Origin of the sequence: Diaphorobacter caeni (assembly GCF_015354245.1) — a bacterium.
Lineage (GTDB): Bacteria > Pseudomonadota > Gammaproteobacteria > Burkholderiales > Burkholderiaceae_C > Diaphorobacter_A > Diaphorobacter_A caeni.
Genome location: NZ_JADKYZ010000003.1, coordinates 94,722 through 114,892 on the forward strand (window position 1 = coordinate 94,722; position 20,171 = coordinate 114,892).

The window sequence follows — 20,171 nt, forward strand, 5'->3', positions numbered from 1 at the left end:
CATGGCCGATCCCTTTGTAGCGGAAATCCGCATTTTTCCATTCAACTTTGCACCCAGAGGCTGGGCCTGGTGCGATGGTCAGTTGCTGCCGATCTCGCAGAACACCGCATTGTTTTCGCTGCTGGGAACCACGTACGGCGGCAATGGACAGTCCAACTTCGCGCTGCCCAACATGCAGGGGAGAATGCCCATGCATCCCGGTCAGGGGCCCGGGTTGTCACCTCATGATCTGGGAGAAATGGGGGGCTCCGACTCGGTCACGCTGCTGGAATCCGAAATTCCGAGTCACTCCCACGTCATCCAGACAGGTCTTGCCGGTGATGCGGCAATGACGGCGGCATCCAACTCATCGGCACTGGGCACTGCCCCGACGCGTGCCTATGCGACGTTTCCCTCAAACAGCCTGACCTCGATGTCGCCGAAGCAACTCGCCACCGCTGGCGGATATCAGCCGCACAACAATCTGCCGCCCTATCTCACGACGTATTTCTGCATCGCGATGCAGGGTGTCTTCCCTGCACGCTCTTGATTCCGATCCTTCTCCCTCAGTACCCCAATCCTTCGACGCGCCATGCTCAAACCCCTACTTGCCGCTGCAATGCTCATGAGCGCGTCAATGGCCCACGCGCAAACCGAACCACTGGTTCAGCGTGACCTTGCCGAGCGCAGCGGTCGCTTCATCGACCTTTCGCTGTCTCAGGCTGAGCCGCTCTATGTGGTCAACGCCATGGGAGGCAGCATTCGCTTCGACGCGAGCGGCGTACGCATCGAACAGGCGGCGGCGAATCAGGCTGGCAAGCTCAAGAGCATTGGCGTGCATGCGGGACTGAGCTATGCGTTTGACGGCGGCGTGACAAGCGCACCGTTGGGCCAGAAGGTCAGCCGATCGACGTTCAGCTCCTTTGTGGGCCCGGAAGGCACATGGGTGCGGAACCGAGCGAGCTACTCCGAACTGGTTTACCGCAATGTCTGGGCAGGTGTGGATGCGGTTTTCAAAGGCACGGACAGCGGATTGAAGTATCAGTTTGAGCTGGCCTCCGGCGTCGACGCCAAGCAGGTGGCGTTGCGCATCGCGGGCGCCCAGTCGGCACGCGTGAAGGACGACGGTGCGCTGGAGTGGAACGTCAACGGCACGGTCCTGCGAGACGGCGCTCCCATCGCTTGGCAAACCAGCGGCGACAAGCGGATCAAGGTGCCCGCCAAATATGTGCTGCAACGGCTCGACGCCAGCACATGGCGCGTGACATTTGAACTGGGCGCGCATGACGTGGCCCTGCCGCTGGTGATCGACCCCGCATGGGCCGCACCAGCCGGTCTGGTGGGGGGCAACTCGAACGATTCCGTCAACGCCGTGGCGCGTGACGCCACCAACAAGGTAACCTGGACGTGTGGCACGACGCAGGTCAACAGGGTTCAGAAAGCGTTCGTCGCCAGATTCAGCGACGGTGCAAGCAGTTCATTCACGCTTGGCGGCAATGGCAACGACAGCTGCCGCAGTCTCGCCCTGGACCCGCAAGGCAATGTTTACATCGGCGGCACAACGGAATCCACCGATTTCCCGACGATTGGCACACGTACCGATGCCAATCTGCGCGGCAGCAAGTCGCAGAATGACAAGGACGCCTTCTTCGCAAAGATCAACCCTGCAGGTGACACCGTCATCTGGTCCAGCCTGTTCGGTGGCGCAGGTGACGATCAAGTGAATGCCGTGGCGACCGACTCCGCAGGCCGCCTCTACATTACCGGCTACACGACTCCGACCTGCGCCGCTGGCGTCTGCACCCCGAACACACTGGGCTCCTCCACTACGCAATGGAGCAGCGAAGGTAAGAACGCTTTCGTTGCCCGCGTGGCGGCAAATGGTCAGGCGTTTGAGTACTTCCGTGCGTTGAATGGTGATGGCTCCGTCAACATCGGTCACGCGATTTCGGTGGATCCAGGAACCAACGCCGTCATCGTGGCTGGAGAGACCAACTCCACATCGGCTGGCATGCCCACGGGTGTGCCCGGGCTGAACAATGTCCCCAACGCCCGCCCCACGGATAACGACCCCAACGGAGACGTGGCCGACGGATTTGTCGCGCGCGTCAACCCGACGGGTAATGCCTACGAATATTTCACGCTCCTCACCGGCTCGTACGATGCCGCCAAAGTGACCAGCGACCGTGCATTCGGCGCCCGACTTCTTGCGGATGGCAGCGTGCTGGTGGTCGGAGAGACCAGCGCAGTTGATTTTCCCGTCAACGCAGTCGCCAGCAATACGCTGGCAGGCAGCATGGACGGCTTTGCGGTGCGCCTTGCCGCTGGAGGCACTTCCGTGCAGTCCGCACGGTATCTGGGCGGCAGCGGATACGACAGCGCCACCGCAGTCGCAGCCGTGGGCGATGGCTACTACGTGATCGGCAATTCGACCGGTGCGCTGACAAATCTGACGGGAGCGAGCAACCCCGGTGGCCTCTCCACCGCGTCGCTGGGAGGGCAGGACGGATTCCTCGCACGCTTTGTCGCGACATCCAACGACCCCGACTTCTGGGGCCTGATCGGCGCACCCGGCACCGACAGCTTCAACGCATTGGCTGCCGAGGCGGTGGACTTCAACGCCACCGCTCGCCCTTACGGCCGCCCCGTGCTGTACGCGGGCGGCGCGTCGAGCACTTCCTCGGGCAGCGTGCAGCGAGGAGAACTCAGGCAGATCGATTCGTATGGTCCGCCTGTCTCATTCGACATTCAGGACAACGGCGGAACGCAGAGCGCCGTCATTCTTCAGGACTATGCGGATCTGAAGATGCTGGTCAAGGACTCGCTGGGGCAGCCCGTTCCCCGAGTGATCGTGAAATTTGAGGCACCCAACGTCACGAACGCTCCCTCCAGCAACATGCCCGGTACCCGCGAAGTGACCGCAGATGTGGACGGCTATGCCACGCTCACCGGCGTGCGGGCCAATGGCTATGCCGGTGCCTATATCGTGAAGGCCACAAGCGGTGTCGCCACGGCCAACTTCTCGCTGACCAATCTGAAGGCGGATCAGACCGGCTTCACGGCATCCACCAGCAACGCGTCCGTGCCCTACCAGACCAGCGTCACGCTGACAGCCACAGGTGGCGTATCGGGCGTATCCGTGGCATACAAGCTCGATCCGACCGACACGAGCGCGCAGACATATTGCTCCGTATCCGGCGATCAGGTCACCGCTCTCAAGGCCCAGGGCTCTTGCAAAGTCATCGCGACCAACCCGGGCAACGCCAACTACAACCCTGCTTCCTGGACGGTCGAACTGACGACGACAAAGGCACCACAACCCTCATTTGCCGTCACAGCCGTCCCCGCAAGCATTTCGGTCGGTGAACTCTCGTCCTTGAGCTTCGCGGGCGCGCTGTCCGGCGGAGACGAAACCGCTGCGGTAGGCACGTCTTCCAGCACAGTCTGCGTGATGAGCGGGACTGCGCAAGTAAAAGCGCTCACCACCGGAGCCTGCACGATCGAAGCGGCAGAAGCCGGAGATGACAACTACTTCCCCGCCACCGCATCCACCGTCATCACCGTCACCAAGGGAAGCGTTGGAACGCTTGCCGTGCAAGCCACACCCGCAACCATCGCCTTTGGTCAGACATCGCAACTCAGCGTGACACCGACATCCAGTACAGGAAGCATCTCGTACGAAGTGACCAGCGGCCCCTGTTCGGTTCAAGGCACCGTGCTGTCGACGTCAGGCGTTGGCAACTGCGTGGTGACGGCAACGCAGGCCGCCGACGACAACTACGCAGCAGCCAGCGGCGGCCCGATCACGGTGACGGTGTCCCAAGCGACGCAGACTACGCCCTTGGTGCTGACAGCAAACCCGGCAAGCCTGAAACCTGGCGATTCAGCGACGTTGTCCGCAAGCGGCGGCAACTCCGGTGGTTCGATCCAATTCACGCAGATCTCGGGGGCGCCCACCACCTGCACGCTGTCCGGAAACACTCTGACTGCCGTCACTCCTGGCACCGACTGCGTCGTGCAGGCCACGATGGCGGGCGGTACCAACTACGCTGATCTGCCATCGTCGCCCGTCACGGTTCCCGTCGCCAACGTGGCTCAGGCCGCGCTGGTATTGACGCCCGCGACGGCCAACATCGCACTGCATGGATCGGTCACGCTGACCGCCAGCGGCGGCAACGGAACCGGCCAGTTCGCCTATGCCCTGACGGCAGGTCAGCAGTACTGCTCGCTCGACACCCAAACCGGCATCGTCACCGGCAATGCCATAGGTGAGTGCCGGGTGAAGGCCACGCGTGCCGCCTCCAGCGGCTACGACGCGGCCACCACCACGAGCGACGCCATCATCAGCGTCGGCAAGGCCTCGCAGACCATCACCTTCAGCCTCCCCGCAGGCCCGCTGGTGCTCCGCGCCGCAGATGTGGCGCTCAGCGCGACGACGGATGCCACGGGTCTGACCGTGAACACATTCGCCTCCAAGACCACCCGCGTGTGCGAGGTCGAAGGCTCGACGCTCAAGATCTACACCGCAGGCACCTGCACCGTCACCGCCAGCCAGCCTGGCGACGCGAACTACGCGGCGGCGGACAAGGACGCGAGTGTGACGGTCAACCTGCCTGCGGGCACATCCAACACGGTGACCGGTACGCTGTCGCAAGGCACGGCCACCGCCGAGATCTCGGGCGACGGCTGGACCTTTGGTCCGCAAGGCAATGTGCCGGGCTGGGAGGTGACGGGATTCTTTGCCCCCACCAACCCCGCCCCGCCATCCAACCTGACCTTCCCCGCAGGCCTGTTCGGCTTCACGGCGATCAACGGTCCCAAGGGCACGGCGGCAACCGTCAAGTTCACCTACCCGATGAGCTTCCCGGCTGGCGCGCAATACTGGAAGTACGGCAAGACCAGCGACAACACGACGGACCACTGGTATCAGCTGCCCGGCGTGACGATCTCCGGCAACACCGTGACCTTCTCGGTCACCGATGGCGGCAAGGGCGACAGCGATCTGGTGGCCAACTCGTCCATCACCGATCCGGGCGGCGTGGCGATCAATGCCACCGCTCCGCCCGTGACCGGCGATGCCACGCCCGTGCCCACGCTCGGCGAGATGGCGCTCGCGCTGCTGTCGCTGTTGATGCTTGCATTCGGCCTGCACGCCGCAAAGGGCGGCGTGGCGCGCCGGTGCTGAAGCCGACGCAGGCCCGCCAGCCCAAGCGCATGTTGACGATCGATCTCCGCACGGTCCTGCAGGCGCGGCCTCGGGCTGAGATCGCAAACACGCTCTAGGCGTTGTTGAACTCTTCCAGCGCCCGCAACCGGCGCTGGCTCTCAAACCGCCGCACAGCCCCGGTCACGGGGTCCACAAACTCCAACCGCTTCGCGAGCAGTTGCAGCGGGTTGGACCAGTCGCCCTCTTCCGGGTCGTTGACCACGGGATAGAAGCCATCACCCATCAACGGCAGCCCAAGCGCCGCCATGTGCACGCGCAGTTGGTGGCGCTTGCCGGTCACGGGTTGGAGCAGGTAGCGCGCAAAGTCGCCTTGCTGCTCGATGATCTCCATCTGCGTGTGGCTGTTGGGCTCACCCTCCACTTCCTGCATGCGAAAGAACTGCTCGGGGCATTCCTGCATGCGGCTCGTGTGCTCACGCGGAAAGGCGAGCTCGGGGCGATGGCGCGCCACGGCTTCATAGGCCTTCTTCACGCTGCGGTCGCGAAACAGGGCCTGATAGGCGCCGCGTGTTTCGCGCTGCACGGAAAACAGCACAAGCCCTGCCGTGTCGCGGTCGATGCGGTGCACGGGCGAGAGTTCGCGCAGGCCGGTCTCGCGCTTGAGCCGCACGAGCAGCGTGTGCTGCAAAAAGCGCCCGGTCGGCACGACGGGCAGAAAGTGCGGCTTGTCGGCGACAAGCAGATGCTCATCCTGAAAAAGGATTGGAGACGCGAACGGGATCTCCGCCTCATGCTCCAGTTCGCGGTAGTAATAGAAGCGAAGGCCGGGAACGAAGGCGCGCTCCGGCGTCGCGGGCTGGCCGAGTTCGTCGACCACCTCACCCAGCCGCATGCGCCTGATCCAGTCCTCGCGCGAAACAGCAGGCAGGCGCGCGGCGAAGAAATCGATCAGGTTGCCCTCACCCACGGAGGGCAGCACCACGCAGCTCGGATTGATTCCATCGCGCATGGGCAGCACGCGCGGATCGTGGGAATTGTGCATGGGCGGCGATTGTAGGCCCGCTCCAAGCACATTTCAGTTGGCTGGCGGCTGCTTTCGTCTCGCCCGGCTCTTGACTGCGGGAATGGGAAGGTCCTGAGGCTCGATCTCAGGCTCCGGATGCAGCTCGGGCTCGGTGCCCGCCGACACCGGCTCGGTGTCCGCAATCAGCAAGTCGTCCGCGAGAAACTGAAGGTCGCCCGTCAGGCCAAGAAACGGCGATGCCGGTGCTGCGCCATCGGGTCTGCGGTTGGCTGCCGCGATGTCCGCCAGGGCGTGCAAAGCCGCGCGGCGACTGCTCCAGCGCTTGTTGGGCGCATCGACCGGACTGCCATCCACGGAGATCGCACTGAAGAAAAAGTGCTTTCCATCACGAGCCATGCAGAGGGTCGCGGTATATGTGGCGTCGTCCAGGACGCCTTGCACCTTTTCGCTAGTGAGAGGAATCATGATCGCTACCATTATCGAAGATTAATAGACATTATTAATCAAACAAACCTGTCACAGTTACGTAAAAATCGCTTTCAAGCTGAAATCTTTGTGCTGTTGGTGCCGAATCCAACAGTGAGGCCACGCTCTTTTCACCGAAGCGCCAAGCGAGACAAGTCAAGCAAGTCGCCAGTTCTTGGCAAGATTGGACGACCCGCAGCAAGGGACGGCACGGTTACGCATTCGCAGAAACTTGTTCGCGGCCCGCATAGCATCGGCACAGCGGCTCGCTTGAACAGCAGACGCCTACTACCGTCAACGCGTTGTGACACTAGGCCACCAGATGCCCAGACACACTTGCAGGATGGGCGAGTGGCTTGAGAGCGCCCGAGAAGACCGCATCGACTCGCGCCGACTTGTGACATCCGAACAATCAAGCCATGAAGGAGCAGCACTTGCCATTCGACCACCAGCAGCAAGCCCAACGCACGCGGCACGTCTTGAATGTGCAGCGCGGTTGGAGCGCCTTGCGCTGGCTGCTGGGCTGTGTGGCGGCGTTCTTCATTCTGCTGATCGCGGCGATGGTGGCCATCACGCATTGGGACTGGAACAGCGCGCGTCCCTGGATCGCGCAAAAGGTCAGCGACACGACGGGGCGTGACTTCCGGATCGACGGCGATCTCTCGGCCGACTGGCATTGGCCGCAGCCACTCGAGCAGGGATGGAAGCGCTGGGTTCCGGGCGTGACGGTGCAGGCGCAGAACATACATCTGGGCAATCCCGGCGATTTCGCCGTGGCGGAAGAGCCCGCCAAGGGAGACAAGGACATCCCCGCCCTGCCCGCGCGATCGCAGCTCAAGGACGGGGGGGTGAAGCTGCCGCTCAAGACAGCACCGCAAGCGCCCGCTCGCGCGCAGTCCATCGAGGAAAGTGCCGATGCATCCCCCAGCAAAGAGGCTGAGGCCGAAGCCGAAGCCGCCGATGCCAGACGCCTGTTCCGGCAAGATCGCGAGAAGAGCAACGTAGAGGCTCCGCCGCGCAGCGCCGAGACCATGGGAACGATTGCCCGCGCCACCGCCACGCTGCGCCTGCTGCCGCTGCTCAGCCGCACGATCGCCCTCGACACCGTCGTGCTGACGGCACCCGACATCGCCCTCGCCCGCAGCAGACAGGGAGCCAACAACTGGACCTTCACCGCGCGCACGAGCGCAACCGGTGCGCCGTGGGCTCTGAGCCTCGGGCAGCTCATCGTGCGGGACGGGTGGCTGGGCTATGCGGATGGCGTGAGGGACATTGCGGTGCGGGCGCGCATCGACACGCTGGACCCGGACGAGGCCAACGACGATCGGGCCGGCGATGGAGACACGGGCGAGGACGGCACGGCATCGCCCTACGGAGTGCACATGACGCTGTTCGGCCGCTACGGCAAGGCGCGCGTGGAAGGCGAGGCGCTGGCCGGCCCGATACTTTCGCTGCGCAAGGCGACGCTCGACTACCCCATCCACGCGAAGCTGCGCGCAGGCTCGCTGCGTGCCGAGGCCGAAGGCGTGCTCGCCAACCCGCGCGAGCTGGCCGGGCTGGATCTGCAGTTCGCGCTGAACGGCGCCAGCATGGCGGATCTGTACGACCTCACGGGCGTGGTGCTGCCCAGCACACCGGCCTTCAAGACCAAGGGTCGCCTGCTGGGCGATCTCGCGCCGGGCAAGGCCGTCTGGGAGTATCGCGACTTCGATGGCGTCGTCGGTTCCAGCGACCTCCACGGCAGCCTGACCTACACCTCTGCCCAGCCACGTCCGCGCCTCGAGGGGCGCATGCTGTCGAAGAAACTGCGCCTCGTCGATCTCGGTCCGCTGATCGGCAACTCGCCCAGGCAGGAGACGGCTCTCGGCAAGAAGGGACACGTGCTGCCCGACACGCCATTCGACACCGGCCGGTGGAATGCGATGGACATGGACATCGCGTTCACCGGCGAAAAGATCATCCGCCCCGACAGCCTGCCGATCGAGAATCTGAGCACGCGCGCGGTGCTGCAGGACGCGCAGCTCACGCTCTCGCCGCTGCGCTTCGGCGTGGCGCGTGGACAGATCAACGCCGAACTCACGCTCGACAGCCGCGAGAAGCCGCTCAAGGTCCGGCTGCACGGCGACGCGAACGGCCTGCAGCTCGGCTCGATGTTCCCCAAGGTCGATCTGATGAAGAAGAGCTTCGGTCGCCTTGATGGTGGTTTCACCTTGGCCACCCGTGGCGACTCGGTGGCGGCGATGCTGGGCCACGGCACGGGCGAGGCCAAGCTCTTCATTCGCGACGGCACCTTCAGCAAGGAGTTGCTCGATCTGGCCGCGCTCAACCTTGGCAGCGTGATCGTCAACAAGCTGTTCGGCGAAAAGAAGGAAGTTCCACTGCGCTGCGCCGTCGCCGACTTCGCGGTGCGCGACGGACTCGCCACCGCGCGCAATGCCAAGCTCAGCACGGACGAGGCCATCGTCGAGGCGACTGGCACCGTCAATCTGCAGGATGAAAAGCTGGACCTGAGCATCAAGCCCGAATCGCTGAAATGGAAGTTCTTCTCGCTGCGCACGCCGCTGTATGTGCGCGGCACGTTTGCGGATCCCCAGGTCGGCGTGGAAAGCGGCCCGCTGCTGCTGCGCGCCGGTGTGGCCGTGGCCGCCATCGTCGCCGCACCTGCGGCGCTCGCGCTCGTGCCCGTGACCGTGCCGGGAGCGCAGGACGACGCCGACTGCAAAACGCTGCTGGCCCCGGTCGACAGGACACCACCGAAACAATAGCCGCATCACGCAAACCGAGCAGATCGCAAAGATCGCGGAGCGTCGCCGTCAAAGCGGCATGCGACTGGTTTTTCCCTGCTCTCTCGCGGTGACGATCACGACGATCTCGGTCCCGACCTCGTCATCGGAGCGAATCTCCAGCATGCCCCCCGCGCGCAGGGCGCGGCGCTTCATGTGGGCAAGCCCACGCCCGACATAGCCGATGCGCGCCGTGCGCTGCATGCCCACGCCGTTGTCCATCACGCGCAATATCCACTCTCTCTGACCGCCGGCCGAATGGGGACACAACTCGATGATCAGATGCGAGGCCTTGGAATGCTGCAGCTCGTTGCTCACGGCCTCCTGCACCAGTCGACACAGCTCCCTCGCGCGCGAACCGCGCGGCAGCAGCTCGGTGGGTTCGGATTCGATGGCCCACGTCAGCGTGATGCCTCGCTTTTCAAGCACCGGCTGCACCCGGTGGCGCAGCGTTCCCAGCTTTTCGGCTAGGTTGCCCTTGCCGTCGCTCATCACGTCGACAAGCAGGCGCAGATCGAGCATGCATTGCTCGAGCGTCTGCATCACGGGGTCGGATTTCTTGTCGGGTGACTCGAACAGCATCATCGCGTTGACCAGCTGCGAGCCCACTTGATCATGCAGCTCGCGCGCGATGCGCTGGCGCTCCTTGCGCACGGCGGCCACCACCTGCGCCCTGCTGCGCGGATGCCAGTAGAGCGCCCGCACGATCAGCACCCCCAGAGCGATGCCGACCAGCAGATCCATGGCGAGCGCGGCTCTCAGAATCCACGGCCAATCGAAGTAGTGCTCGAAATGCCGGGACAGTCCGACCACGGCCAGCACGAACTGGATCCCCCACGCCAGAACGGTGGCGGCAAGTATGGCCAGATGACTGATGTGCAACATGGGCTGCTCCGTCCAGACCTCGCAGGCATCCCACGCGGCGCGAGCTGCGCGGGAGACTTGCTGAGGCTCAGAACAATTTGCGCAAAGCCGCGAACTGCACCGCCTGGGCGCGCGTTCGCACGCGCAGCTTGCGGTAGATGTTCTTGATGTGCGAATTCACGGTCAACATGCTGATCTCGAGACGCGTCGCGATTTCTGCGCTGGTATAGCCATTGGCCACGTTGCGCAGCACTTCCTTCTCGCGCTCCGACAGCAGCTCCGACTCGCTGGAGCAGCTCGCCGCCGCACGGGGCGACGGGTTGTTGCGGGCATCGAACTTCTGGATCAGCCGACGCGCCAGATGCGGCGTGATGTAGGCACCGCCGTTGGCCACCTGCAGCACCGCCTGCGGATAGTTGCCGAACCATGAATGCTTGACCAGATAACCGGTCGCACCCACCTCGAACGCGCGCAGCACCTGTTCATCGCTCTCCATGATCGAGAACATGATGGCTTCGGCCGAGGGTCGCTGGAACTTCATCAGCTCGATCAGCGAGAACCCCAGCCCATCGTTGAGGTTCACGTCCACCAGCATCACGTCGAACTCGTGCTGCTTGATGAGCCTGCGCCCTTCCTTGACGCTGGAAGCCATGCCGACCAGCAAGGTGCGCGGGTCGACCATGAGTTCCTGCGCCACCACGCGTTGCATGTGTTCGTCGTCGTCAATGAGGATGACGCGAACCGGCTTGTCGTCCTGACCGACGAGAAAATTCGGCCAGATCATCGAACCATTCCGAGCAAGGCCCTGATTCGGCATGACACGGGGCGGCACACGCGCCTCTTCTGCATTCCCAAAGCTTCCAAGATAAGACATCTTTCCCTCCTTCCCGCCAGCACACAATCCGTAGCTGTTCTCTTGCGCCAGAAATTTACTATTTATAAAAACAAACACCACAAGATTAGCTATCCGATGGTCGTCACGTTAAATGAAATGCAAACAATTTTCCAGTTGCAGCGCAGAAATTAATATTTGAATAATTAAGTTACAAAAATAAACTACCCAAAAATGGTGATCAATCGAGGGAATCCCTCACCGAGATAGCTTGAAATTATTCAACTCGGGTAACTAAAAGACTCAGTTTTTGACATTTCACTAATGAGATCTTCAAAAATTCAAATTTCCTGAATCACTTTCCTAGTGCTGGATACATTCCAAACGGAATTTCTGCGCAATCTTTCATGAGATTGCAGTGTTTACACATCGTCACTCACCATTTTTTCGAGGGCACTCACACCCTTCCCAACAGGCTCGCTCGCTGTAAGGCAGGTGTAAATATCCTCCTGTCCGGTTGATGGTCAGAACAAATCGGGCTACCCATTTCTGGTGATTTCGCTCCGGCATCGCGAATCGGACACTGAAACCAGACAAATGCACGAGGGAAGAACAACTGCTTTGTCCAGTCCGCCGCAGTATCCGGTCAACACATTTGAAACTGGATACGCGGTTTTCACGACACGTTATAGGAGAGACAGTCATGAAAGCTATCGCATTTTTCGCACTGACCGCCATCGCAAGCACCGCCTTCGCAGCTGGTCCCATCACCATCAACGGTACCAGCAACCAGTCGACGTTCACATCGGACACCACCATCAAGAACACATCGGGTGCCAACAACAAGGCGCTGCAGAATGTGTCGTCCAATGCGGCGGAAGTGACCATCAAGGGCACATCCAATCAGACATCCGATCTGACGGATTCCCATGTCAAGAACGAAGCCAAGGGTGACTACTCCGTTGCGCGCCAGAACCTGGCAACCAACAATGGCAAGGTGGAGATTCTGGGCACCTCCAATCAGGACGTTCTGGCTGACGGCGCCAACATCAGCAACATGGCTGACGGCAATGGCGCACGTGCAACCCAGAACATTTCCTCGAACTACGGACGAGTGACTGTTGCGCTCGGCGGCACTTCGAACCAGTACACCAGCCTGATGGGCAAGTCGGCCGCCATCAACCTGGCCAAGGGTTCGTTGTCCACTGCAGTGCAGAACATTTCGTCCAACGACGCTTGCGCGGACGATCCTTGCCCAGGTGGCCGCTGCCACTGATGGTATGTGTGACATCGGGTTTTGGCGACCCGATGTCACTTCGCTTTTCCCCAACTCGTAAGGAGGCCGCATCATGAACCACCGCTTCAGCGGTTATGTGCTGATGGCTACCGCCGTCTGCCTGAGTGCGCCCATCTGCGCTCTGGCACAGGCTCCGGGTGAGGACCCCATTGTTCTGACTAAAGAGGTGAAGGTGCAGATGCTGCCCCTGAACCAGACCAAGACCAGCGGTCAGATCAATTACACCAACGGCATCCCCGCCTGGCAACAGGCCAAGCTGTCGCGCTACACGGCCAAGGCATTCTCGGCCGACACCACCGGCATCTACACCGAAAAGGACGTGGTGCAGACGGTCAAGACGCAGGGCGCCAAGGTGACCTGCTCGCAGTCCGTGGGCAGCAACGTGCAGGGCACGACGCCCGCCGGCGCAGCCGCGAAAGGGCAGCTCGGAGCGAGCGGAGATCAAGTCGTCGTGCTGCGCGGCGATCTGGTCAACGTGTGCTTCTGAGAAAGCACGCTACAAGAGGACTTTGCGACAAATGGAGGGCTGGCGCGACATCTCGTGATTTCGCGGCAGTGGAAGCAGTCGCAAAGCCTCGCTTTGATTTTGAAGAAACATCGGCTTCCGTTTCGCCCCCAAACGACACACTCTCGGCGCTGCATAAAAAAGGGAGGCATGCCATGACTGCTGGTTCATCCATCTCACAAGAGACATCTCCAGTACGCCGCGCATCGCGGCTTTCGTTCTGGCTGGGATGTGCAGCAAGCGTATTCCTTCTCAGTGCCTGCACCACGCCGATGGATCCACGCAAGGACGCGGCGTACCACGAATTCGCCTACACGGCCGATCGCCCGACGGTGCGCCCGATCCGTTCGATATCCAGCTTTTCCGACTCGCTGATGTGCATGGACGAGATGTTGCGCGCCGCGCAGCTCCCCACCACGCTCATCACCAGCAAGAACTTCATCGACTACTCCTCCAAGGTGCCCGCAGGCACCAAGGAGATGATCATCACGGCGCTGTCGCAGATGTCGCGCCGCTCCAATGCCTTCCGCTACGTGGACTACGAGGTCAACATCGTCCAGCAGGACACGGTGCAGAACCTCACCACCATTCTGCTCAACAACAACCAGATCCAGCTGCAGCGCCCCGCGCTCTACATGTCGGGTGGCATCACCTTTGTGGACCAGGCCGTCATCAGCAACCGCAACGACGCGGGATTCTCGGGACCGCGCATCGACATGGGCGTCAGCAAGAGCGCCACGGCCACCGTGATGGGGCTGGAGATGCACATCGGCGACTTCCGTACCCGCACGCTGATTCCGGGCCTCGATTCGGCCAACGAAGTGGTGATCGGCGGCGGCGGTCAGGGCCTTGATCTCGCGGGCCGCATCGGCACCTACGGCGTGACCTTCAACGTAGGCCGTGACTACGCCATCGGCTCGGGCGGCGCGCTGCGCACGCTCGTCGATCTGGCCACCATCGAGCTGATCGGCAAATGGTCGCGCGTGCCCTACTGGCAATGCCTGACCCTCGATCAGACGCATCCCGACTTCCAGCGCCAGATGCGCGACTGGTACATGGACAGCGGTGGCGTCGCACAGGCCAAGCTGATCCAGAGCTCGCTCGTCGCGCAGGGCTATCTGCCGCCGGGCACCGAAGTGCTCGACAGGGACTCCCGCGATCTGCGTGATGCGCTCGCGCGCTTTCAGTCCGACAACGGCCTCGTGCCCAACGGCACCATGGACTTCAGCACCTACGAGCGGGCACTGAACCGCTTCGTCACGCTCGACAACTCCGGCCACCTCCGTCAGATTGGCTGGACGCCATCCGGCCCCAGTGGCGGCGCTCAGGAGGGCAAGGCCTATGCGGGCTATCTGCCGGTCAAGAATGCCAAGGAAATCCAGCTGACGGCATCGGCCCCGATCGATCGCGTCATCGACCTGCAGATCAAGAACCCGATCGGCCCCGGCGACAAGCCGACCTTCGAGGTGGGCGAGCAGGTCTTCGCCGCCGCCACCGTGTCACGCGCATCGCATGTCTATTGCTACTTCAACGACGCGGTCGGCAACGTCATGCGCCTCACGCCCAACAACGTGAACCCGAGCTCGCTGGTGTCCGCCAATGCGGTGCTGCGTCTGCCCGACTGGCTGGTGCCCAACCCCGCGTTCATCATGGACGCGAGCCAGCCCGGAACGGAACGCCTCGCCTGCCTCGCCACGGCAGAGGACGTGATGGACAGGCTGCCCGCTCCGCTGCAGGGCGCCGGCGTGGTCAATGTTCCCGGCTACCGCTCCATCGAAGACGTGGAAAAGGCCTTCCGCCATGCTCTGGGTGAGGAGCCCTTCTCCAAGGCCGAGGTGCAGTGGCGCGTGATCCCCAAGCGGGCACAGCCGGTGCAGCAGCAACCCACAGCGAACAGGCCCGCACCGAACGCCTGAAGGTTGCGGCAGGCAGGGCAAGGACAACCGGGCGGCCTGAAGACGGGCCGCCCGAGCAAAAGACATGTAGAGCCACCCCAGGAGGAGCACGATGCGCAAGGATTCCGTCGCCACAGGCGTGCGTCGAGGCTGCATTGCGCTTTGCATTTCAATGCTCGCACTGCTCGTCACCGCTCCCGACACTCAGGCCGTCGTGCGCGCCATTCCCGGCGCGCAGATCCAGCCACCCAACACATCGTCGGCCCAGCACGCCCCGGTGCAGCCCGCTGGCGTCGCATCGCCCTCTTCCATCCAGCCGGCCGGCACATCGGTGGCGCCACCGCCCATCAAGCCATCGGGCCAACCGGGCGCGTCGGCTCCAAAGCTCATGGAGCCCGATGAGAACGACACCGATGCCGAGCGCATCCGCAAGCTCGAAGCGACGGCGATGGTCAGCGCCAAGCGTGGCAGTGCCGCGGACCGGCTGGCAGCACGCACCTCGTGGCTTCTCGGCCTGCTCTACCTGCATGGCGAACACGCGCCGGTCGATCGCGCCACCGCGCAAAAATGGTTCGAGCGCGCGCGCACCCTGAACGAACCCATGGGCAACGCCGGGCTCGCATGGTGCGAGATCGACGGCTGCGTCGGGCCGCCCTCCCCCCGTACCGCTCGCAACTATCTCCCGCCGCTCAAGAACGCCAACCCCGGCCTCGCGCTGTTCCTCGACTGGAAAATTCAGGAACGCGTCGCGCCCGTCCAAGGCACCAGCGCGACCCAGTCCACGCACACCAATCCCGACATACAGCGCATGCAGCTGCTGCAGCAGGCCGCTCAGGCGGGCAACGCTTCGGCGCTCAATGAACTCGGCCTGATAAACGTCACCGCATCGCGCTACGATCTCGCCCTGCCGCAGTTCACCAGCGCTGCCAAACGCTCGCCAGCCGCCGCCTCCAACCTCAAGCTGCTGAACGTGCGCATCGAACAAAACCAGAAGACCGCACCAGGAAAATCCGCGAGTGACCGCGCCGAAGGCTGGTACACCGAGGCCCGCCGCTACCATCGCGGTGAAGGCGTGCCCTCGAACTACGCGGAGGCCATCCGCCTCTACCAACTCGCCGCTGCCGCAGGCCACCCCCCCTCACGCCGCATGCTCGAGCTGATCTATTCGCGCCCGGCGCCCGGCGGCTCCGTCAACGTCGCATGGATGCGCCAGCTGGCAAGCATGGACGTCACGGCCGAGGGCGCGATCCTCAGCATCTCCACACCGCCCACCCCCCTGCTCTTCGTGCGCGATCAGACACCGCTGTATGAATTCATTCCGCAGGAATGGAGGAAGGACAGAAGTCTGGGGCAGCGGTGAGCTATCGCGGCGACGGCTGCTTGCCCGCCTCGCCAAGCCCCGCTGTCTGCTCCTTGATCCAGTCCCGAAACAGCATCACCTTGCGTGCGTGCCGCTGCAGCTGCGGGCGCACGAGGTAGTACGACGCGCCGGTGCGCACCGGCAGGTTGAACGGGCGCACCAGGCGCTGCGCCTTCAGATCATCCGCGAGCAGTGACGTCTGGCCCACGGCGATTCCAAGGCCCTCGACGGCGGCCTGCCAGGTGAGCACCGAGGTGCTGAAGCGCATGCGTTCGGTGCTGGCGATGTCTTCGTCGTAGCGGCACAGGCGCGTCCATGTCGGCCAGTCGTCCTGTCGGTAGTGCGACACCAGCAGGCAGGTGCGCAGCAGCGCGCGTGGATAGGCCGCGTCGGGCGCGTGCTTCCTGAAGAACTCGGGGCTGCAGACCGGCTCGATGATGTCTTCGAACAGAAAATCCGCATCCTGCCCCTGCCAGGCACCGTTGCCCATCTGGATGGCGAGATCGACGTTGTCGCGATCAAAGTCCACCGGCTTCACGGAGTTGGTGATGACGACCGAGATGTCCTTGTAGCGCGCATGAAAGTCCGACAGGCGCGGAATCAGCCACTTGGCGGCGAAGGTGGTGTAGGTCTGGATGCGCAGCGTGTTGTCCGAGCCGCTGCGCATGATGCTCGAGGTGGCCTTGGAAATGGCCTCGAAGGCCGGTGCAATCTCTTCGCCGTAGAGCACGCCCGCCTGCGTGAGGCTGATGCCGTGGCGCTCGCGGCGGAACAGCTCGATGCCGAGATAGGTCTGCAGCACGTTGAGCTGCTTGCTCACGGCAGACTGGCTGATGTGCAGTTCCTGCGCGGCCTTGGTCAGGTTCTGGGTGCGCACGACGGCATCAAAAACCTTGAGCGGATTGAGCGGAGGCAGCTTTTTCGACATGGACGGATTGTAGGAGCGCCAGCGCATCGCACCGGCGTGCATCTCCGGGTTTCAGCGCTGCGCGAGCCAGGAGTGGAGCAGCACGTTGACGGTGGAGGCGGCGTCGTACTGCACCCAGTGCCCCGCGTTCGGGATCACCATCCATTCGCGCTCCGGGCGGCTCTGCGCGAGAAACTCCGCAGCCTTCACCGGCTCGGCGGTCACGTCGCGCTCGCCCCAGAGCAGCAGCATCGGTGCCTGCACGTCGGGCAGAACGTGGGTCAGCAGGGGCTTGTGCGAATAGGTCTTGCTGTAAAAGCGCGTTTTCTCGCACGACTGCTCGTGGATCCAGCAGGCATCCGCATCGGCCTCGCCCGCGAGCATGAAGGCCTCGAGATTCTCCTTGAGCACCAGCGCGCGCTCTTCGCCGTCGAACTCGCGCCAGTTGCGCATCGCCACCTCACTCGCGCGCCGCAGGCCGTGGCCCGCACTGCCGAGCAGCGTGAGCGTGCGGATCTGGGGCATGCGCTGCGCGACCTTCGCAGCGATCAGACCACCGAACGAGAAGCCCATCAGATGAAACGGCAGCTTGCCCAACAGGTCTTCCACACCGTGCTGCACCGTCTGCACGAGCAGATCGAGCCGCGCCGGATCGCGTGCGGGCAGATCGAAGTCATCCGAATCGCCAAAACCCGGCATGTCCGGCAGCAGTACGCGATAGCGGTCCGCCAACGTGGCCACGTTGCGCACCCAGTGCAGCCATGTCCCGTGGCCGCCGTGCAGCGCGACCAGCGGCACGCCCTGCGGGTCGCCCCACTCGCGCCATTGCACGCTGCAGCCCGCGTGCTGCGTAACATGCAGGCGCGCCGTGGCCTGCAACGCGCGCACGGCTTGGGGGATGCGCTCGACGTGTTCGACATGTTCGATGTGCCCGGCTTCTTGTTCACTCATGCAATGCACTTTCAACGCACCTTTGGCGGATCAGGCCTGCAGAATCAAGGCATCCACCGCGAGCACGCCCTCGCCTTCGGGCATGACCATGAGCGGATTGACCTCGGCCTCGCTGACCCTGAGTTCCGGGCGCACGGCGAGCTGGGACAGGTTGGCGATGGTCTGCGCCAGCGCCTCCAGATCGCCCTTCTTCGTGCCGCGCAGTCCCGCCACGGTCTGCAGCATGCGGACCTCGCCGATCATCTCGCGCGCCACCTCCACGCTCACCGGCGCCAGGCGAATGCTGCGATCCTTCATCACCTCGGCCCAGATGCCTCCGGCCGCGAGCATGATGATCGGCCCCGCGTCCACATCGACGCGATAGCCCACGAGCACCTCGGTCAGCCCCTTGCGCATGGGCTGCACCAGCACCTCGTTGCAGGCAATGCCCGGCGCGCGCTCGGTCAGGTTCTTCCTGAGCGTGCCAAAGGCCTGCGCGAGTTGTTCTGCGTTCTGGATGCCGAGCACCACGCCGCCAACCTCGGTCTTGTGCGGAATCTGCGCGGAGCAGACCTTGGCGACGACGGGAAAGGCAAACGGCAATTCCGCCGATGCCGTGTTCATCGCGCCCATCGCATCCATCGCGAACGTCGCGGCGGGCGCGTGCGGCACGTTCAGCTCATCGAGCAGCGCGTAGGCATCCGACTCCTTGAGCGAACGGGCGTCGACCACCTGCCCGGCCGTCGCGCCCTGCCCCGGCTGGCGGCGCGCAAACACCGACGCGATGGCATCGGCGCAGGCCTCAGGCGTGCGAAAGCACGGAATCCGCGCCTCCGTCAGCTGCGCGAGGGCATTCGGCGCATCGGGCACGAGCATGGCGAGAAGCGGCTTGTCGTGATCCGCACTGTCGATGATCGGCTTGACGGCCAAGTCCGGGTTGAAGCGCGCGGACGAGCCCACGACCGCGACCACCAGATCGAACTCCGGGGCCTCGAGAAGAATGTCGAGCGCCTTCTTCATCACCTCGTACTTGGTGCCCGCCAGCGTCAGGTCGAGCACGCGGCCAGCGGTTCCGGGGATGTCGGCGGCCTGCAGTTTCGCGAGCGTTTCGGGCGAGACCGACTCGACCGTTACGTCGCGGATGCCAAGCTGGTCCACCACCATCGCGGCACCGCCGCCGGTCGTGGTCACCACGCCGACGCGCTTGCTTGTCTTGCGCGCCAGCGGCAGCTTCTTCGCGAGCGGCATCACCTCGAACAGCGTCTCCAGCATTTCCACGCGCACGACGCCCAGATCCTTGAGGAAGGCATCGGCGATGTCATCCTCGCCCGCGAGCGCGCCGGTATGCGTGGCCGACATTTCCGCCGCAGCGCTGGAGCGCCCCAGCTTGTAGGCCACCACCGGCTTGCCGCGCAGCGCAGCCTCGCGGGCAAAGGCCTTGAGCTTGTCGCCATGGTGCAGGCTTTCGAGAAACAGCACATAGCCCTCGATCTTCGGATCATCGAGCGTGGCCATGCAGATCTCGCCGACGCTCAGGTCCACCTCGCTGCCGACCGAGACCAAACCCGCAAAACCCACGCCGCGCGCCTTGCCGCGCGACACCAGCGCGCCGATCATGCTGCCGCTGTGCGATGCGACGAACACGTTGCCCGTGGGCATGTCGGGCTCCGCGAAGGCTGCGTTGGCCGTCAGCATCAGCCCGTTGGACGGATTGACCACCCCGAGACTGCTCGGGCCGAGCAAGCGGATGCCGGTGTCTTCGGCGATCTGCCGCAGCGCTTCCTCGCGCGCCGCGCCCTCGGGGCCGGTCTCGGAAAAGCCGCTGGCCAGAATCACGACCAGCTTCACGCCGAGCCGCGCGCATTCGCGCACCGTGTCGACCACGGTGTCGGTGGGCGACAGCACGAAGACGGTGTCGGGCACTTCGGGCAGCGCCGCGAGCGAGGGCCACGCCTGCTCGCCCTGCACCTCGGCGCGGTTGGGGTTGATCGGATAGACCTTGCCCGCAAAACCCGCGCGGCGCAGGAATTGCTGGGGGCGGCCACCGGTCTTTTTGGTGTCGTCCGATGCACCGACCAGCGCGACGCTGGCCGGATACAGCAGCGCCTTGCACAGGTCGGAGTCCTTGGATCGGTTTGAATTTTTGCTGTTGCTCGACATTGA

Annotated in this window: 14 protein-coding genes; 7 read left to right on the forward strand and 7 right to left on the reverse strand. The window is 63.6% G+C overall.

The window, feature by feature from the left end; all coding sequences use genetic code 11:
- The first annotated feature begins 1 nt into the window (after nt 1).
- Together ISG32_RS08150 and ISG32_RS08155 are read left to right on the forward strand one after the other, a co-directional pair.
- The gene (locus ISG32_RS08150) at nt 2-529 is read left to right on the forward strand and encodes a phage tail protein (protein ID WP_194770524.1); all 528 of its coding nucleotides are present in this window, start codon (nt 2-4) and stop codon (nt 527-529) included.
- An 87-nt stretch (nt 530-616) separates the two neighbouring features.
- Nucleotides 617-5,164 (forward strand): IPTL-CTERM sorting domain-containing protein, encoded by a 4,548-nt coding sequence (locus tag ISG32_RS08155; RefSeq protein ID WP_194770525.1) that lies wholly within the window; start codon nt 617-619, stop codon nt 5,162-5,164.
- 94 nt (nt 5,165-5,258) lie between these two features.
- Here the strand turns inward: ISG32_RS08155 and ISG32_RS08160 are convergent, their stop codons facing one another.
- Together ISG32_RS08160 and ISG32_RS08165 are read right to left on the reverse strand one after the other, a co-directional pair.
- Nucleotides 5,259-6,188 (reverse strand): pseudouridine synthase, encoded by a 930-nt coding sequence (locus ISG32_RS08160; RefSeq protein ID WP_194770526.1) that lies wholly within the window; start codon nt 6,186-6,188, stop codon nt 5,259-5,261.
- 33 nt (nt 6,189-6,221) lie between these two features.
- Nucleotides 6,222-6,566: a hypothetical protein gene (locus ISG32_RS08165; RefSeq protein WP_194770527.1), complete on the reverse strand. Its 345-nt coding sequence runs from the start codon at nt 6,564-6,566 to the stop codon at nt 6,222-6,224.
- A gap of 503 nt (nt 6,567-7,069) precedes the next feature.
- Here ISG32_RS08165 and ISG32_RS08170 point away from each other — a divergent pair.
- Nucleotides 7,070-9,400: an AsmA family protein gene (locus ISG32_RS08170; RefSeq protein ID WP_228529681.1), complete on the forward strand. Its 2,331-nt coding sequence runs from the start codon at nt 7,070-7,072 to the stop codon at nt 9,398-9,400.
- 48 nt (nt 9,401-9,448) lie between these two features.
- Here the strand turns inward: ISG32_RS08170 and ISG32_RS08175 are convergent, their stop codons facing one another.
- Both ISG32_RS08175 and ISG32_RS08180 read right to left on the reverse strand, forming a co-directional pair.
- On the reverse strand, nt 9,449-10,303 hold the full coding sequence (locus tag ISG32_RS08175) for a sensor histidine kinase (RefSeq protein WP_194770529.1): 855 nt from the start codon (nt 10,301-10,303) through the stop codon (nt 9,449-9,451).
- A 67-nt stretch (nt 10,304-10,370) separates the two neighbouring features.
- A complete protein-coding gene (locus ISG32_RS08180; protein ID WP_228529716.1) occupies nt 10,371-11,099 on the reverse strand; it encodes a LuxR C-terminal-related transcriptional regulator in 729 nt (242 codons plus the stop codon).
- Between the two features lie 718 nt (nt 11,100-11,817).
- Here ISG32_RS08180 and ISG32_RS08185 point away from each other — a divergent pair.
- The 4 genes from ISG32_RS08185 to ISG32_RS08200 all read left to right on the forward strand — a co-directional run bounded on the left by ISG32_RS08185 (nt 11,818) and on the right by ISG32_RS08200 (nt 16,171).
- Nucleotides 11,818-12,390: a hypothetical protein gene (locus tag ISG32_RS08185; protein WP_194770531.1), complete on the forward strand. Its 573-nt coding sequence runs from the start codon at nt 11,818-11,820 to the stop codon at nt 12,388-12,390.
- Between the two features lie 73 nt (nt 12,391-12,463).
- Nucleotides 12,464-12,898, forward strand: a complete 435-nt coding sequence (locus ISG32_RS08190) for a hypothetical protein (RefSeq protein ID WP_194770532.1) — start codon at nt 12,464-12,466, stop codon at nt 12,896-12,898.
- Nucleotides 12,899-13,188: 290 nt separating this feature from the next.
- Nucleotides 13,189-14,832, forward strand: coding sequence for a DUF4384 domain-containing protein (locus ISG32_RS08195; RefSeq protein WP_228529682.1), 1,644 nt, complete (start codon nt 13,189-13,191; stop codon nt 14,830-14,832).
- A gap of 91 nt (nt 14,833-14,923) precedes the next feature.
- Entirely contained in the window at nt 14,924-16,171 is a 1,248-nt protein-coding gene (locus ISG32_RS08200) for a tetratricopeptide repeat protein (RefSeq protein ID WP_194770534.1), read from the forward strand.
- A 1-nt stretch (nt 16,172) separates the two neighbouring features.
- On the opposite strand, the gene ISG32_RS08205 is transcribed toward ISG32_RS08200, so the two are convergent.
- The 3 genes from ISG32_RS08205 to ISG32_RS08215 are packed head-to-tail and all read right to left on the reverse strand — an operon-like array spanning nt 16,173 to nt 20,168.
- Nucleotides 16,173-17,099 (reverse strand): LysR substrate-binding domain-containing protein, encoded by a 927-nt coding sequence (locus ISG32_RS08205; RefSeq protein WP_194770535.1) that lies wholly within the window; start codon nt 17,097-17,099, stop codon nt 16,173-16,175.
- Between the two features lie 51 nt (nt 17,100-17,150).
- Nucleotides 17,151-18,029 (reverse strand): alpha/beta fold hydrolase, encoded by an 879-nt coding sequence (locus ISG32_RS08210; protein ID WP_194770536.1) that lies wholly within the window; start codon nt 18,027-18,029, stop codon nt 17,151-17,153.
- Between the two features lie 30 nt (nt 18,030-18,059).
- Nucleotides 18,060-20,168, reverse strand: a complete 2,109-nt coding sequence (locus tag ISG32_RS08215) for an acetate--CoA ligase family protein (protein ID WP_194770537.1) — start codon at nt 20,166-20,168, stop codon at nt 18,060-18,062.
- Nucleotides 20,169-20,171: the final 3 nt, after the last annotated feature.

Excerpts from the sequence above, each read along its gene's own strand:
- ISG32_RS08155 (WP_194770525.1), top strand. The coding sequence starts at position 617 with ATGGCCCACGCGCAAACCGAACCACTGGTTCAGCGTGACCTTGCCGAG.
- ISG32_RS08160 (WP_194770526.1), bottom strand. The coding sequence starts at position 6,188 with ATGCACAATTCCCACGATCCGCGCGTGCTGCCCATGCGCGATGGAATC.
- ISG32_RS08175 (WP_194770529.1), bottom strand. The coding sequence starts at position 10,303 with ATGTTGCACATCAGTCATCTGGCCATACTTGCCGCCACCGTTCTGGCG.
- ISG32_RS08215 (WP_194770537.1), bottom strand. The coding sequence starts at position 20,168 with ATGTCGAGCAACAGCAAAAATTCAAACCGATCCAAGGACTCCGACCTG.
- ISG32_RS08205 (WP_194770535.1), bottom strand. The coding sequence starts at position 17,099 with ATGTCGAAAAAGCTGCCTCCGCTCAATCCGCTCAAGGTTTTTGATGCC.
- ISG32_RS08210 (WP_194770536.1), bottom strand. The coding sequence starts at position 18,029 with ATGAGTGAACAAGAAGCCGGGCACATCGAACATGTCGAACACGTCGAG.
- ISG32_RS08180 (WP_228529716.1), bottom strand. The coding sequence starts at position 11,099 with ATGCCGAATCAGGGCCTTGCTCGGAATGGTTCGATGATCTGGCCGAAT.
- ISG32_RS08195 (WP_228529682.1), top strand. The coding sequence starts at position 13,189 with ATGGATCCACGCAAGGACGCGGCGTACCACGAATTCGCCTACACGGCC.
- ISG32_RS08200 (WP_194770534.1), top strand. The coding sequence starts at position 14,924 with ATGCGCAAGGATTCCGTCGCCACAGGCGTGCGTCGAGGCTGCATTGCG.
- ISG32_RS08185 (WP_194770531.1), top strand. The coding sequence starts at position 11,818 with ATGAAAGCTATCGCATTTTTCGCACTGACCGCCATCGCAAGCACCGCC.
- ISG32_RS08190 (WP_194770532.1), top strand. The coding sequence starts at position 12,464 with ATGAACCACCGCTTCAGCGGTTATGTGCTGATGGCTACCGCCGTCTGC.
- ISG32_RS08150 (WP_194770524.1), top strand. The coding sequence starts at position 2 with ATGGCCGATCCCTTTGTAGCGGAAATCCGCATTTTTCCATTCAACTTT.
- ISG32_RS08165 (WP_194770527.1), bottom strand. The coding sequence starts at position 6,566 with ATGGCTCGTGATGGAAAGCACTTTTTCTTCAGTGCGATCTCCGTGGAT.